Below are 13,865 nucleotides of genomic sequence, written 5' to 3'. Positions count from 1 at the left end.
ATTGCCCCAATTTCGCCGCAGATATGTGCTAGAATCGACAAAAGCAGTCAACAGAGGCAGATCCATGGACCGTATCATCAACATGATTCTCAACCGTCTGATGCGCCAGGCCGTCAATCGCGGCATTGATGCGGGCATGAACGCCTTTCGCGGGCGCGGCGGTGATCAGGATCTGGCGCGCGACGATCATCAGGCCAGCCCGCAGAATACGCAGCGTGCGCGCCGGATGACCCGCCCGGCGCGCCGCGATACCCGGCTCTGATCAGATACACACCACATGGCCGGGAGAGCCGGGTCAGTCGATCTGCGCGCGCCCGATGCCAAACCACAAGAATACCTGGATGAAGGAGCGCTTTACATGCGTTGTATTTCCGTGTTGAGGCCCGCCATGGCCCTTGCTTTTCTGGCCGGTGCCGCAATGGCGCAAGATGGCGCGACGCCTGCGGAATTGGCTGTCCGTGCCGCGTCACCCGGAATTGTCGCCGGCGATGTGCCCGGTGAATTTACCATTATCGAGCTGGAGCTTCAGGGCTGCCGCATTGTCCAGACCCTGCTGACCACGGCGGGGCGCAGCATTGGCGGACCGGTCGGTGTGCAGGTGCTGCGGATGGATCTGCGCGATCTTGACCCGATCACCGGCATTCTTCCGGCCGAAGATACATCGACCGGCAATCGCCGCGTCATGCTGATACCAAGCCAGGGTGCCTGGGAACAGATCCAGGCCGCGGGCGACGTGTTTTCGCGCCTGCGCCAGGGCGCCACCGAACAGGGCGATACCGAAAATCCCAATGCAATCAATGGCACCCGCACCCTGCGCACGCAGGCCCAACGCGGGTTTTCGGCGGATGCCGCCTCGGGGGTTTACGGCCCGGTGATGGCGCGCACCCATGTCATGCAGATGCGCGGCGATCGCGGGGCATTGATCTATCCGCTGATTGCGCCGATGCAGATCACGCTGGCCCCCGACACGGCCCAGGCAGCGCTTGCCGCCATGAACGACCTGCGCGGCGGCGAATGCGCGCCCGAAGACGGTATTGTGCCGGCCCCGATCGAGGGCGGCACAGAAGACACCCAATAGTTACGGGTCGAATGTCTGGGCAAACAGGGAAAGCAACGCGTTCCAGCCCGAAAACGCGCCCTGCGCATCATCGCCAACCGCCACTTCCGAGGTCAGCCGCAGCCAGCCCTGATCCAGTGTCAGCGTGCCGCCATGACCGGCCTCGATCCAGGCATCGACGATGGTCTGATCGGCCGGTGGCGCAATGCTGGTGAACCGGATCTGATCGCAATCCGCGCCCGAAACAGAACAATCGGGGCCGCTGAGATCGGCCGAATAGGCGGCGGTCCCGGCCTGGCCGAAAATTGTCAGCTGTCCGCCGACATCGCCCAGTTGCGCAGGGCCAAGCAGCATCGCCTGTTCCAGCAGCGCCTGCGGCGTTTCGGACAAGGCGGGTGTCGCGGCAAGTGCCAGGATCGTGGCGGCGAGTATAGGTCTCATCACATCTCTCCGATTTATTTTGACAATAAAATCAACAAGTTTGAAGCCAATATCCAGATCGGCGTCAAGTCGTTCCGAATCGCTGATCCTCGTTCCAGCTGTTCAGATATACCAGCGCGCGGTTGCCGGTGCTGAAGGGTGCGAAAAATTGCATCGATTCGCAGCCGCGCCCGCTATCGCAGCCATATATCACGATACCATGGCCGGTGCCGTCGATCATGCCGGTAACCAGCGGCCGCCCCCGCGTTGAGGAGGCAAGCTGTGCCGTGCCAAAGCCGCGGGCAATCCCGGCGATGGCGTCGGACGTGTTGTTCAGCATCGGCCCGGCGACGGGGCTGATGATCAGGCCCAGACAGAAAATCGGCAGGCAAAGGGAAGAAAAAAGCGTCATGAATAAAAATCCGTTCTGGCTGAACTCCCATGCTTTCAATGTTACCAGATTGGGAGATATGGGCGGTTCAGGTCAAGCCCCGAGCGGCCGACCGGCCCGCGGGCACCACCGGAAACGAGATGATCTGTGCCATGATGCGACCGGAGCGAGGCATCGCGCGGTGGCTTTGCCGGCAACGCAGAACGCGCCACCGACCGGGATCGCGTCGGTTACGGTCATTGCCCGGTGCCAATCTCTGCAGAGGTTTCAATAGTCTTCGACCCGCCCGAAGACGACATAGAGGCGCCGCTGCACTGCGCGACGGATCTCGACTGTTACGCCATTCGCAGGCAATGCGCCGGGCCGGTCAGAGATCACACCCAACTGCCAGAGATAGGCTTGCGGGTTGGGTGTGTCGCCTGGCGCGCACGGGGTTTCGGGTAAGCATCGTGCGCCGCGATTGGAGGGAAATCCGCTGCGTGCGAATGCCAGTTGTGCCGATTGCACAGGCCCGAAACCGCAGCGCAGTTCGACATAACCTGTGGCATCGTCGGCCAATCTGATGCGCATGGTGACGCGTTGCCATGCACCGAAATCTTCGGGCACCTGACAGGTTCGGCCCAGAAACGTCACGCCCTGCGTGGAGTTCAGCTGCAAATCAAACAATGTCTCGTCCACATCCGTTGCTTGCCACCGCGCTATTGACAGGCCCCCGCCGCGATAGGCCAGGTCCGGGTCCACCCGGAATTCGAACCCCAACATATATTCGCGCCCGTTTCGCCACAGATCACCGGTGCGCAAAACCGAGCGGGCAGGCCGCGTCGTCCGGTCCACCCGAAAGGTGAAGATGCTGCCGTCAATCTCGGGTGCGCGCGATTGCGGATCGAGTTCAAAACCTGGTGGCAAACCGCGCGCGCTGCCCGAGGGCGACAGATCACTGGGTTGGCAGGCGGCTGCAACCAGCATCACAAGAGCGAGACAACCGCGTTTCATGGGCAGGTTTCCAACCGGACATCGGGTTCATAGCAGCGGAACGGTCGCGGCAGCCCGTCGGCTCGAGGGGAAGGGGATCATGCGGCCGCGCGCCTCATCGTAAAGCTTCCAGCGCAGGCATTTCAGCCCTTCAAGAAAGCCGATCTTTTCCGATTGCAACAGGCCGCGAGCCTCGAGATCCTGATGGGCCGCTTTCAACCGATAGCCGGGGATCTTGGCATTCAGATGGTGCAGATCGTGATACCCGATATTCAACATTACCAAATCGAACACCCGCCCCCAAGCGAGAACAGCAGACCCTTCCAGCGCGGCGGTCCGAAAATCCAGCCCGGGTCTGGTGCCCCAATGGATATGCTCGAAATTATGGACGACATAGGGGATCAACGCACCAAAGGCGCAGGCCAGATAGACCGTCATCGCCCAAACCGCGATGCCCGGCCAGCCGGCGATCGACCAGATCAGCAGCACATAGGCGGCCAACAGCACGTTGTGCAGGACCAAATCGCCAATTCCGGTCTTGAGGCCGTAAAGCGGCATCCGGCGCAATATCATGTAGAGCACAAACGGCCCGATCAGGATCAATGTGACGGGGCTGCGATAGGCCCGGTAGTGCAGACGCTGCAGCGGGGACGCGGCCTCCCATTCCTTCAAGGTCATGATATAGATCTCGAACGTATCGCGCCGGTCCAGATCGCTGACATGGGTGTGGTGCAGATTGTGGATATGGCGCGTTGCCTTGTAGGGGGTCATTGCAATCGGCGACAGCAAGATGCCGACCACGTCATTGACCCTGCGCGACCTGAAGAAAGAGCCGTGCAGGCAATCATGCTGAATCATGTATATGCGCAGGCCCATGGCCGCAGTCAGCACGATGGCCGGAAGCATCAGCCACCAGGTGCCGATGGCAGAAAGCGCGGCCATCATACTGGCCGCGTATAACAAGAATGTCGAAATCAGTTCTATCTTGGCGCGGCGGTCGTCGGCGTGGGCGTATTGGCGCGCAATGCCGTGAACACTCTGAGCCTCTGCCATACAGCGCTCCAATCCGATCATGTGTGATCATCGTGAAAATACTGCCAAGTCACCCGATTCGTTGCAAGCCTGTTGCAATCGAGCGGCCGCCCATCAGTGGCCTTGCAAACCGTGAAAGACAGAGGTGGCCCTGACCCTGTTTATGCGACCACATTGCAGCCTTGTTAAGGTGGATCAGGGTTTCAATTCAGGCTGCTAATCTCATTGGTTCTGTTTTGCTGGCATAGGCCTCATCCAACGGCGGAAATGTCCCGCAGAGCCGTCGTTCGAGTAAATTGCAGCGACTGCCCGGTTCCCGCCCTCCCTGTCGAACAGGTGGCCCGCTTTGGGCCGGCGGCGGTTATTGGACGCCAATCGGGAAAATGGGTGGGTGGGCCGAAAGCAACGCCGGGCGCAGGTGTCGGCAGGGGGGCAGGAGAGCAGATCAAGCGAAATACCAAACAGGTCTAATGCGTCGAATCCGCCTGGTGCGTTGCGGCTCTGCGACGCAAATATGTTCGTCGCAATGCTTGCATAGAGCTTCCGCGATTTTTCCACTGGAGGTACTGGGTCTGCCAATTCCAAACAGCTATTTGATTCAGCAGAAGAATTTGGCTCCGGCGGTAGGGATCGAACCTACGACCAATTGATTAACAGTCAACTGCTCTACCGCTGAGCTACGCCGGAACTGAGGGCCGATATAGCAAGGCGGGTTTGCGGCGTCCAGTGGATTTCCGGCAAAAATCGCGCGCAAGATCATTTCAGACGGAATTGGCCCGTTGCCGATATCACGCCAATCGGGGCGGCAATGTTTCTTTCAACAAGATCAATGAGATGGGCCAGGACATTGCGTTCCGCTACGGGGATGAGGCCAGGTGCCAGCCCGGTATAGATCCGCGCCGCCAGGGCCTGGGGCGTGGCCGGACCGTCCTGCAATGCGCTCAGAATCTGCGCTTCGCGCCCGGCGCGGTGGGCGATCAGCTCGGCCAGGCGCGCCTGCGGGTCGTTCACCGCATCGCCATGGCCGGGGTAATAGATGCGGTCACATCGCGCCATGAGACGCTGCAAGGACGCCCGGAAGGCCGTGAGGTCTCCATCGGGCGGTGAAATCAGCGATGTCGACCAGCCCATCACCAGATCACCGGTGAACAGGGCACCGCCCCAGGCGAAACAGAGATGGTTGGCCATGTGGCCGGGCGTGTGCAGGGCCTCGATCTGCCAGCCATCGGCGGATATCACCTCGCCATCGGCGAGGTGCTTATCGGGGGCAAAGCCCTCCTCGACACCTTCGCCACCGCCGATCAGCCCGGCATCGGCCAGCTTCTGCATCACCGGGCTGCGGCCCCAATCGCTGCGCCCCGCCGCCAGAACCGGTGCCCCGGTGGCCTGCGCCAGAACGCGGGCCAGCGGGGAATGATCGCGATGCGAATGGGTGACCAGAATATGGCTGATGCGCTGGCCCGGGCCGACAGCCGCAAGAATGGCCTGCAAATGCGCCTCGTTCAGCGGCCCCGGGTCGATCACGGCCAGGTCGGTTTTGCCGATTACAAAGCTGTTGGTGCCGTTCAGGGTCATCGGTGAGGGGTTGGGTGCGGTCAGGCGGCGCAGGCCGGGCGCAAGCTGGATCGCTGGCATATGTTCTTTCCTCCTGCCATGTGGCGGGGTTAGATGGGCTCATGGGATGGGATTGGATCAAGACAGCACTGCCGCGGGGGCTCTATGGCCGGGCTGCGCTGATCCTGATCGTGCCCATCGTCTCGGTGCAGCTTGTCGTTTCGATCTCCTTTCTGCAACGCCATTTGGAGGATGTGACCTGGCAGCTGACCACGGCGCTTGGATATGATCTGGGCCTGGTCGCGGATCGTCTGGGTTCGGGCGGGGTGGCCGAGGCCGAACCGGTCGCCCAAGCGCTGGCCATGATCGTGCATCCGACGCGCAGCCCCGATTGGCTGACTGACGCAACGGCGCGGCGGCGCTGGTATGATTTTTCCGGGCGCGTGGTGATCCCGACCCTCAACGACATGGTGCCGGAAGTGGTCTGGATCGACCTGGCCGAAAATGACCGGCGGGTGTTTCTGGGCCTTGAGGCCGGGCCGGGCCGGGCGATGGTGCTGGAGATTGACCGGCGCCGCGTTTCGGCCTCGAACCCGCACCAGCTCTTCGTGCTGATGATCTTTACCGGCATCCTGATGACGGCGGTGGCCTATATGTTTTTGCGCAATCAGCTGCGCCCGATCCGGCGTCTGGCCCGCGCCGCCGAGGCCTTTGGCAAGGGCCGGGTGGAACCCTACAAGCCCTCGGGCGCGCTGGAAGTCCGGGCCGCGGGGCGCGCCTTTCTGGATATGCGGGCGCGGATCGAACGCCAGATCGAACAGCGCACCATGATGCTGTCGGGCGTCAGCCACGACCTGCGCACGCCCTTGACGCGAATGAAACTGGGCCTGAGCATGATGGAGGATGTGCCCGAGGCCGACGATCTGCGCCGCGATGTCGAGGAGATGGAGGCGCTGCTGACGACTTTTCTGGATTTCGCCCGCTCGGATGCGCTGGATGATCCCGAACCAGCAGATGTGTTGCAGATTGCGCGCGATGCCGCCGGCGATGCCGCCCGTATGGGCGGGAATGTGAGCCTGGCCCTGCCGAAGACGGCCCCCGAGATTGCCCTGCGTCCGCAAGCCGTGCGGCGGGCGCTGACCAATCTGCTGAGCAATGCGCTGCGCTATGGCTCAAGGGCCCGGCTGAGCGTGACTGTGCTGGACCGCAGCTTGCGCCTTACGGTCGAGGATGACGGACCCGGCATTGCGCCCGAGGATCGGGAGGAGGCTGTCCGGCCCTTCGCGCGGCTCGACCGGGCCCGCAACCAGGATCGCGGCAGCGGCGTCGGGCTTGGCCTTGCCATCGCCAATGATATCGCGCGCGGCCATGGTGGAACCATGCGGCTTTCGCAAAGCGAGGATCTGGGCGGGCTGCGGGTTGATCTGGTGCTGGCAAGATAACGTTCAGGGTTCCGGAGACATGTCGCAGATTGCTGATTTGCAGGTTTCGCGCCGCTTTCCCTGCCCGAGCAGGCGCACGCGCAGCCTGCGGGCCTGGTGGTCCATGTCTTCGCAGGGATTGCGCGGCCGACGAAAAGACAGGGCGCAAAGGTGGGGCGGGAAGATGGTAGGCCCGGCAGGAGTGCCAATTATTCAATATTCGTCAATAAAAACAAAGGGAAGGTGTCCCACACCCGCCTGTTTTCCACTTCAATGAAATCAATGGGTTATCGGGAAGGTGTCCCACGAAATTCGGCGCGTCACCAATCCAGCGTTGCCATGGTCTTCATCGCCTCCGATGCCAGGTTGGCGCGTTGAATGCCCTTGGTGTAGATCTCGCTGGTCTTCGCTTGGGTGTGCCCGTGGACGGCCATGATGTGATACTGGCTGGCCCCTTCTGAGGCCATCAATTCGCCCGCCGCCTTGCGGATGCCGTGCGGGCTGCGATCTTTCAAACCTGCTGCGGCGACCCATTTGCGAAACTTGTTTCCGAATCCAGCGGCAGAGGTAAAGGGCTGGCCGTGTTCAGTCAGCAGATAGGTCGGGCCGATCACTGCGCGGGCGCGAATTGCCTTTTCGAGCGGCGGCAGGATCGGGACGGAAACCGGGGCGGAACCGGATTTGGCCGGCTGCCATTCCAACCAGGTGATGCCGTCGCGGCGGGCTTCATTGGCGCGCCCGAGTTGCACCGCGTCACCGACCCTACAGGCGGTGAACATGAATAAGGTCAGCGCCAGATGCGCGGTGGTGCCGGGCCCGTGGCAGGCTTTGAACTGGTCCAGATCGGCAATCGACCAAGGCACTGCACCGCGATGGGATTTGAGCAGCTTGCCGACGCCTGCAGCCGGGTTTGTCCCGTCGATGATGCCGCGTTCGATTGCCCAACGATAAAGTGCACGGATGGATTTCACCATGTTGTCCGCCGCGCCCGGCGTGGATGTCATCGCATCGCGGATTTTGACCACTTGTTCAGGCGGCATGGCCATGTGCTTGTGGCCAAACTCCGCGCGCAGCTTGGTGAAGAAACTGCGCCGCTGTTTCAGGGTGGCGGCGCTCATTAGACCGGCATCGATCTGGTCGGCCATCGCCTCTTCAAACGCATAAGTCAGCCATGTCAGGCTGCGCGGGGTCGCGGCCTCGGATGGCAGGGCCGTGGGCGTTAGTGCCACGCCTGCGCGCGCCGCGTGGTAATGTTCCAGAAAATCCTTGTGGTCGATCGGGATCGTCAGCAGAACCCTGCGGGTCTTGTCGCCTGCCACTCGCACGCGGTAGCGGTAGTTGCCGCTGGCCATGCGTTCCCTGAGCAGGCCGGGAAGGTCCAGTTTCACCTCGGTCACCACGCTTCTGGTTCTCGCGGATCAACCTGTGGGGGATTCGGCGCAGTTGGCAAGAGGCGGATGGTGCCATCGGGCAGGATCTGAACCTCCATCGTTTGTCCCGCCGCCGCGACGGCCTCGACGGCACGCTGGATTTTGGCCTTGGTAAGAACCTGGCGACGGCGCTTTGGGGTGTGTGTGGTTGCCTCGGTCATGTCCAGCCCCTTTCAAATTGCCACCGCGCGGTGCCCATGCGCGCGGTGGCTCCCGCTTGCGGAGTCCTATGTTGTGACCGAGGTTGCGGCGCTGGCCCTTGCGTCTGACCTCGGGGGCGTTGATGTGGGCCGGGGTGTTGGAGATCAGTCATGTAGCTGTTTCCGGCATCTCCGACCATTCTCGGTCGTCCAGCAGGCGACCGGCCTGCGCCTTGTCCAACGGGATCGAAGCGGTGTCGGCATCCCATAAGTGCAAGATGCCGCGCTCATCCGCATTGTCGATATCGAAGGCATCGTCAGCGTCCTGGACGCCAGAATGTGTCAAGACTTTCTGATCAAGGGGCAGATAGCGGCCCCACTGCTTGAAGAAGAACGGCACACCCGCCGCCACACATTGATCGCGCAGCGACCGCGCCCAGTCGGGGTGCATCGGCCTAGCGCGCGGGCCGCTTTCACCGCCGCAGATGACCCAGTCAAGTTTGCCGTTTTTTTCAATCGACCAGTCCTCTGGGAAACAACAACTCTCCGTGTATCCGATATCACCTGTCAGCGCATTGGTCGCAACACGCATTGTCAGGTTGTCTAGGGGTCGTGTGTGGCGGTTGATGTATCTTAATTCCACCGGCCCCAACAAGGGCTCGGCACTGATGAACCGCACGGCGGCTGGGGTTTCCAGCAGATCGGGAATGCGATCATCGGCGCGGGTCTGGTCCTCGACAGATACGCCAAGCCAGACGTTTGGCAGGGGCCATGTTTTCGGGAAAAACAATGGCGACCCTTTAGGGCGATTGCTTGGCTGCACGCCGCCCCGTGTGATGTAGCTTGGTTTCGGAGGGCCTGCAGCAACCCTTTTTGCGAAAGAATGATCGCCGACAAGAACACGACTTTGTGGACACAGGTATGGCTGGAACGCAGCCAAATATTGCCGCATCCGCGCCGACCGCTTGGTCAGGATCTGAAACCGGTGTTGCGGGCAGAGCGCCATGACGGCAAACACTCGGTCGATCCATCCGTTCGGCACGTCCTCATGAAACAGGTCGCCCATCGAATTGACGAACCAGGTGGTGGGCTGGCGGCGGCGCAGGGGAGCGGTCAGAACCTTTTCGGCCAGACCTATCTTGCCGGTCCAGACCGGGGTGCCATTCACCAATTTGGCGGTGCCGTGATATTGCGGCGTTGCAGGGTTATGCGACATCCGCCAAGCCGCGCGCATGGCGTAGCAATTGGTGCAGCCGGGTGTGGTGATGGAACAGCCAACAATGGGGTTCCAGGTGGCCTCGGTCCATTCGATCTTGGTCATGCGCTCTTCCTTTCCTCGATCTTGGTAAGGTGCCCGCAGTTGGCGCGCACGAGCGCCGCTGCGGGTGGCGGGCTGACTGAGTTGCCGCAGCAGCTGACCTGCACATTCTTGGTGAAGGGCCGCCAGTGCCATTCGCCATGGGCATCTTCGGTCCAGACGCCCTCGATCACGTAATCTTCGGGAAACCCCTGGGCGCGGAACAGTTCGCGCGGGGTCAGCATGCGCATGCCGATATCGACCACCACGAATGTCGCGCCGCCCAGATCAAGCGTCACGAATTCACGGTCATCCCAAACCCCATGGGCGCGCAGGAAATCGGCCACCTCGCGGGCACGGGCCTCGTGGTCCTTTGTGAACGGCGGTGCAGACAGGTCCGCCTGCATATGTGCCATGCGGTCCTTGACGGTGATGGTGTGGCAGGGTTCATCGGTGCGCGCCCCATCGCCGGTTCCGTAGTATTTGGCAAACCATGCCGCGACAGGCATCTGGTGGCTGCCGGTCGCAGAGATGGTCGAAAGCGGTTCGCGCGCATCATGGCCGGTGACGCCGGTGTGGTGTTGGGCAAGGAAAGCAGAGGCGATGCAGGTGTCGGCCTTAGCGGTGATCGTCGCGGCGGGTTCGTCCAACCCGCGGGGTCGGCTTTGTGCCGCCCGCCCGTCGCAGCCCATGAGCGTTGCGGCGATGACCGCGTGTTTCGCGCCACCCGCAACAACGGTGCCGAGGGGTTTTCCGATGTCCAGCGCCCGGGGGGCCTGGCCCTGCCGTTCGCCGTATACTGTCTGGACCAATGTCGGGGCAACAAGAGCCGAATGCCCGCCACCGGCAAGGACGGTCGGATGTGGGGCCCGCGCGTCGCTGTCGCGCCTGGTCGTGCCCTTGAGACTCATCAGATGGGGGGCGGAAAGGGCATGGGTGATGCCACCTGCGGTGACCACGCCGTAAGGGTCGCCCAGAGGATATTCCCGCCGGCCGCCGCTATCGCCATGCGCGATGCTGACCAGCGACGGCGCGACCAGACCTAGCGGGGCCGCGCCGCCCGGCCTCTTTTTCCAGCTATTGGCGGTGATTGTTGACAAGGGCGCGCGCATGTCCTGCCCGGTCGCGCCGCTGTTAAAGCGGGTGATGGAAGGCACCACCACGGCCTTTTCGCCGCGATTGGCCCCGGTGATCGTGCGCAGGGGGGCGGCTGCATCCTCAACTCGGCCGCCATGGGTCAGGTTCACAATGAACGGTCGATCCGCGTCCAGCACATAGCGTTTCATGCCGCGCGCGACGCGGGCCATGGTGGATTTGGCCAGCGGCCGCACCGCAGAGAGCCCGTGTTTTTCCCTGACCTCGGCCTTGGTGTCGAAGATCGACGGGCAGGGTAGCGACCAGTCGATGCATTCGGCGGCGCTGCGCCAGGGCTTCAAGGTGTTGGCCTTCACCGCCGGACTGTCCGGGTCGCCATGGGTAGGGTCGGGCCAGACAATCGGCTGACCGTCGCAACGTGCCACGACAAAGAGCCGTCTGCGGATTGTCGGCGCGCCGAAATCGCAGGCCCGCAATTGACGCCATTCGACCCTGTATCCGGCCCGGCGCAGGCGCAGCACCCATTCGGTGAAGGTCTGACCCTTGCGCAGCGGGTCAATCTCCATGAAGGGCGTGCCATCCTCGTTGAACACCGGGTCACCCTTCACCTCGGGTGGTGCCCTGTCCCACAGATCGGCTGTCAGCGGCCCGGCGGTGGTCGGATGCCCGCCAATGTGGCGCTGGCGCAGTGGCCCCCATGTGATGAATTCCTCCACGTTTTCCAGCAGGATTACTTCGGGGCGGATTTTCTCGGCCCAATCGACCACGACCCAAGCCAGATCGCGGATGTTCTTGTTCAGGGGCTGCCCGCCCTTGGCTTTGGAAAAGTGTTTGCAGTCAGGGCTGAACCACGCCAGCCCGACCCGCTGGCCCGGCTGCACCAGGTCGCGTGGATCGACCTTGTAGATCGACGTCATCAGATGGTCGGTGTCCGGATGGTTGGCCTCATGCAGTGCCAGTGCAGAATCCGAATGATTGATCGCAACATCCGGGCTGCGCCCCAGGGCCAGTTCAATTCCGGTGGACGCACCGCCGCCGCCGGCGAAGCTGTCAATGATCAGCGGTTCGAGATCGGAAACCGGGCTGGCAGGCTGGGCCTCAAAGGCAAATGTGCCGTTCATCATTCATGCACTCTCTTCGCTAAGCGGTGGTGTTGTGCTGACCATGACGGGCGGGTGAGATTCCCCCATGATTGTCAGCAACACGGCCCCGCCTGCGTTCAGGTGGGCCAATTCAACTGGCGATGGTTCCCATTTGGAAACCATCGCGTTGCCTTCTTCGGTGGGCAGGTCGCGGATGGCCAGCGCGTGGTATTCGTCCTGACCTTCGGCCAGAATGCGCGTGGCGTATTCAATCCTGAGCGGTTGCATTTGACCTCCTTTACAGGCGCATGGCATGAGGTCTGCCCCCGACCACACCGGGCCGGGGGCAGAAAGAAACATCACGCCTCGGGGCTGCCCTGGAACATCGGCAGGCCGGTGGCCTCGGCCACGGTGGTCACGGCCTCGTCGAACGCCGCCTCGAACGCTTTTTCGGGGTTGTAGGGCGTCAGGATGAACCGGACCTCGCCACCCATCTTGCGATAGCGAAACCGCACCGGCATCCGGTAGGGCGCGCCGTTCAGAAAGACCGGGATTGCAATGATGATCAGGTTCGGAATGTTCAGCGGCTTGCCATCCGCCCCTTTGTGTTCGTCCAGGAACTGGATCGAGGTTTCACCGGTGTCACGGTTCGAGGTCACAGTCAGATTGCTGGTTTCATAGACCTGGAACTGTTTCGACATCGCCAGCAGTTGGTGGAGCTGCCCATAGCGGCCTTCAATCTGGCGCGCGGTGCGGATCAGGCGGTTTTCCCACGGCTCGTTGCCCTCGTCTTCGGCCAATTTGATCACCGCCGGGGTCGGGTCCATGATGTCCTTGGCATTGGCCTCGATGAACTCGCCCATGTCATCCTTGGTCAAGGGCTTGCCCGCAATATCCATCCATGCGGCCCATTCCCTGGACAGCGGGAAATTGTAGACTGCACGGTGGTGGCAGTGACGCGCGGTCGGATCACCGGTGGCATTGAAGGGGTCGGCTGGACCGACGGCGTGATAATCCGCAATACAGGTGATGCTGGGTTCGGTCATGCTTGGCGCGGCAAAAAGAACGGACGTGTCGCCTTCGAAGCGCTTGCACCACAAGATCAGGCTGTCGAGATCGTCAAGCCAGGCGGTCCCGGTGCGGCGGGCAGGTTTGAGAAATTCAGCGCCTTTGCGATATGTATCGGTCATATCGTGGAGCGTGCGACCCGTGGGCAGCGTGATTTGGGTTGCCTGGGTGAATATCTGCTCAGGGGTGGGTTCGGGCACTGGGATGGGCTGGCCAAGTTCGGCCATGACATCGCGCATGGTTTGCGCGGGGTTTTCTGTAGGCTGAATGCTCGCGTCGGTCATTGGTTTTTCCTGTAAAGTTGGGGGTCGGGTCAGTCCGTGTCGCGGATTTCGCCGGTTTCGGGATCATAATCGGTGACGTCTTGGGGCTGGTGCATGCGGGCCATGAACGGGCTGTAGAGGGTCAACTCACCCTTTTCATTGATGAAGGCGGCGGCGCTGGAGGGTGGTTTCTTTGGCGCTTTGAAGATGGCCGTGGCCCCCATGGCGACATCGCCGGATTTGCCCAGGGCATATTTGATCTGAATGGTCATGCTTCCCTGGCAGTCCTTGCTGCCGTGTTCTTCCCTGTGGTCCAGCAGGTCCATTTGCAGTTGCCGGTGGTCTTCCAGAAGTTTTTTCAGGAAATCGCCACCGTCAAAAAGCTGAAGGATCTGTTCCAGGGTGCGCATTTTATAGGGGTCATGCGGTTCCGTTCGGGCCACTTCGGTTGGTGTTATTGATTTGGCCATCACTTTGATGTTCCTTTCCGTTATCGTTGAGCTGCGATCTTTCCGGTCCACGCATCAAATTCGGTGCGCAGGGTCTGGAATTTGGTTTGGGCGAAGGGGTCAGTGTCGAGATCGCGGCGGCTTTCGATGTTGCACCAGCCGCGCAGATAGGCGGCGGCACCGCCGGGAAAGGC

15 protein-coding genes and 1 tRNA gene are annotated in these 13,865 nt (G+C 61.8%); 3 read left to right on the top strand and 13 right to left on the bottom strand.

Annotated features, from left to right (window positions below):
• The first annotated feature begins 64 nt into the window (after nucleotides 1-64).
• Together ACW8PS_RS14565 and ACW8PS_RS14560 are read left to right on the top strand one after the other, a co-directional pair.
• On the top strand, nucleotides 65-262 hold the full coding sequence (locus ACW8PS_RS14565; protein WP_491528225.1) for a hypothetical protein: 198 nt from the start codon (nucleotides 65-67) through the stop codon (nucleotides 260-262).
• 96 nt (nucleotides 263-358) lie between these two features.
• Nucleotides 359-1,078, top strand: coding sequence for a hypothetical protein (locus ACW8PS_RS14560; RefSeq protein WP_491528224.1), 720 nt, complete (start codon nucleotides 359-361; stop codon nucleotides 1,076-1,078).
• Here ACW8PS_RS14560 and ACW8PS_RS14555 read toward each other — a convergent pair whose 3' ends face one another.
• From ACW8PS_RS14555 to ACW8PS_RS14530, 6 genes are all read right to left on the bottom strand, one after another.
• Entirely contained in the window at nucleotides 1,079-1,498 is a 420-nt protein-coding gene (locus ACW8PS_RS14555; protein ID WP_491528223.1) for a hypothetical protein, read from the bottom strand. It abuts the gene before it with no gap.
• 64 nt (nucleotides 1,499-1,562) lie between these two features.
• Nucleotides 1,563-1,889, bottom strand: coding sequence for a type III secretion system chaperone family protein (locus tag ACW8PS_RS14550; protein WP_491528222.1), 327 nt, complete (start codon nucleotides 1,887-1,889; stop codon nucleotides 1,563-1,565).
• Between the two features lie 246 nt (nucleotides 1,890-2,135).
• On the bottom strand, nucleotides 2,136-2,861 hold the full coding sequence (locus tag ACW8PS_RS14545; RefSeq protein WP_491528221.1) for a polysaccharide lyase family protein: 726 nt from the start codon (nucleotides 2,859-2,861) through the stop codon (nucleotides 2,136-2,138).
• Between the two features lie 27 nt (nucleotides 2,862-2,888).
• A complete protein-coding gene (locus ACW8PS_RS14540; RefSeq protein WP_491528220.1) occupies nucleotides 2,889-3,893 on the bottom strand; it encodes a fatty acid desaturase in 1,005 nt (334 codons plus the stop codon).
• 591 nt (nucleotides 3,894-4,484) lie between these two features.
• Nucleotides 4,485-4,559 (bottom strand) — tRNA-Asn (locus ACW8PS_RS14535).
• A 69-nt stretch (nucleotides 4,560-4,628) separates the two neighbouring features.
• Complete coding sequence (locus ACW8PS_RS14530) at nucleotides 4,629-5,507, bottom strand: MBL fold metallo-hydrolase (protein ID WP_491528219.1); 879 nt, start codon at nucleotides 5,505-5,507, stop codon at nucleotides 4,629-4,631.
• Between the two features lie 41 nt (nucleotides 5,508-5,548).
• On the opposite strand from ACW8PS_RS14530, the gene ACW8PS_RS14525 reads away from it, so the two are divergent.
• Nucleotides 5,549-6,868, top strand: a complete 1,320-nt coding sequence (locus ACW8PS_RS14525) for an ATP-binding protein (RefSeq protein WP_491528218.1) — start codon at nucleotides 5,549-5,551, stop codon at nucleotides 6,866-6,868.
• Nucleotides 6,869-7,167: 299 nt separating this feature from the next.
• Here ACW8PS_RS14525 and ACW8PS_RS14520 read toward each other — a convergent pair whose 3' ends face one another.
• From ACW8PS_RS14520 to ACW8PS_RS14490, 7 genes are all read right to left on the bottom strand, one after another.
• Nucleotides 7,168-8,244 carry a tyrosine-type recombinase/integrase gene (locus ACW8PS_RS14520; protein ID WP_491528217.1) on the bottom strand — a complete coding sequence of 359 codons (1,077 nt, stop codon included), beginning with the start codon at nucleotides 8,242-8,244 and terminating at the stop codon, nucleotides 7,168-7,170.
• Complete coding sequence (locus ACW8PS_RS14515) at nucleotides 8,241-8,438, bottom strand: hypothetical protein (protein WP_491528216.1); 198 nt, start codon at nucleotides 8,436-8,438, stop codon at nucleotides 8,241-8,243. Before ACW8PS_RS14515 ends, ACW8PS_RS14520 begins: the two co-directional genes overlap by 4 nt.
• Nucleotides 8,439-8,586: 148 nt before the next feature.
• Nucleotides 8,587-9,738, bottom strand: a complete 1,152-nt coding sequence (locus tag ACW8PS_RS14510) for a phage Gp37/Gp68 family protein (RefSeq protein WP_491528215.1) — start codon at nucleotides 9,736-9,738, stop codon at nucleotides 8,587-8,589.
• Nucleotides 9,735-11,933: a DNA cytosine methyltransferase gene (locus ACW8PS_RS14505; protein WP_491528214.1), complete on the bottom strand. Its 2,199-nt coding sequence runs from the start codon at nucleotides 11,931-11,933 to the stop codon at nucleotides 9,735-9,737. Before ACW8PS_RS14505 ends, ACW8PS_RS14510 begins: the two co-directional genes overlap by 4 nt.
• Nucleotides 11,934-12,179 carry a hypothetical protein gene (locus ACW8PS_RS14500; protein WP_491528213.1) on the bottom strand — a complete coding sequence of 82 codons (246 nt, stop codon included), beginning with the start codon at nucleotides 12,177-12,179 and terminating at the stop codon, nucleotides 11,934-11,936.
• A 71-nt stretch (nucleotides 12,180-12,250) separates the two neighbouring features.
• Nucleotides 12,251-13,243 (bottom strand): DUF2303 family protein, encoded by a 993-nt coding sequence (locus ACW8PS_RS14495; protein WP_491528212.1) that lies wholly within the window; start codon nucleotides 13,241-13,243, stop codon nucleotides 12,251-12,253.
• Nucleotides 13,244-13,272: 29 nt separating this feature from the next.
• Nucleotides 13,273-13,692 (bottom strand): hypothetical protein, encoded by a 420-nt coding sequence (locus tag ACW8PS_RS14490; RefSeq protein ID WP_491528211.1) that lies wholly within the window; start codon nucleotides 13,690-13,692, stop codon nucleotides 13,273-13,275.
• Nucleotides 13,693-13,865 lie beyond the last annotated feature (173 nt).

The organism is Alterinioella sp. (assembly GCF_058343375.1).
This window is presented reverse-complemented; position numbering and strand designations above follow the sequence as displayed.

Excerpts from the sequence above, each read along its gene's own strand:
- ACW8PS_RS14495 (WP_491528212.1), bottom strand. The coding sequence starts at position 13,243 with ATGACCGACGCGAGCATTCAGCCTACAGAAAACCCCGCGCAAACCATG.
- ACW8PS_RS14540 (WP_491528220.1), bottom strand. The coding sequence starts at position 3,893 with ATGGCAGAGGCTCAGAGTGTTCACGGCATTGCGCGCCAATACGCCCAC.
- ACW8PS_RS14555 (WP_491528223.1), bottom strand. The coding sequence starts at position 1,498 with ATGAGACCTATACTCGCCGCCACGATCCTGGCACTTGCCGCGACACCC.
- ACW8PS_RS14505 (WP_491528214.1), bottom strand. The coding sequence starts at position 11,933 with ATGATGAACGGCACATTTGCCTTTGAGGCCCAGCCTGCCAGCCCGGTT.
- ACW8PS_RS14500 (WP_491528213.1), bottom strand. The coding sequence starts at position 12,179 with ATGCAACCGCTCAGGATTGAATACGCCACGCGCATTCTGGCCGAAGGT.
- ACW8PS_RS14560 (WP_491528224.1), top strand. The coding sequence starts at position 359 with ATGCGTTGTATTTCCGTGTTGAGGCCCGCCATGGCCCTTGCTTTTCTG.
- ACW8PS_RS14490 (WP_491528211.1), bottom strand. The coding sequence starts at position 13,692 with ATGGCCAAATCAATAACACCAACCGAAGTGGCCCGAACGGAACCGCAT.
- ACW8PS_RS14550 (WP_491528222.1), bottom strand. The coding sequence starts at position 1,889 with ATGACGCTTTTTTCTTCCCTTTGCCTGCCGATTTTCTGTCTGGGCCTG.
- ACW8PS_RS14565 (WP_491528225.1), top strand. The coding sequence starts at position 65 with ATGGACCGTATCATCAACATGATTCTCAACCGTCTGATGCGCCAGGCC.
- ACW8PS_RS14510 (WP_491528215.1), bottom strand. The coding sequence starts at position 9,738 with ATGACCAAGATCGAATGGACCGAGGCCACCTGGAACCCCATTGTTGGC.
- ACW8PS_RS14530 (WP_491528219.1), bottom strand. The coding sequence starts at position 5,507 with ATGCCAGCGATCCAGCTTGCGCCCGGCCTGCGCCGCCTGACCGCACCC.
- ACW8PS_RS14525 (WP_491528218.1), top strand. The coding sequence starts at position 5,549 with ATGGGATGGGATTGGATCAAGACAGCACTGCCGCGGGGGCTCTATGGC.
- ACW8PS_RS14515 (WP_491528216.1), bottom strand. The coding sequence starts at position 8,438 with ATGACCGAGGCAACCACACACACCCCAAAGCGCCGTCGCCAGGTTCTT.
- ACW8PS_RS14545 (WP_491528221.1), bottom strand. The coding sequence starts at position 2,861 with ATGAAACGCGGTTGTCTCGCTCTTGTGATGCTGGTTGCAGCCGCCTGC.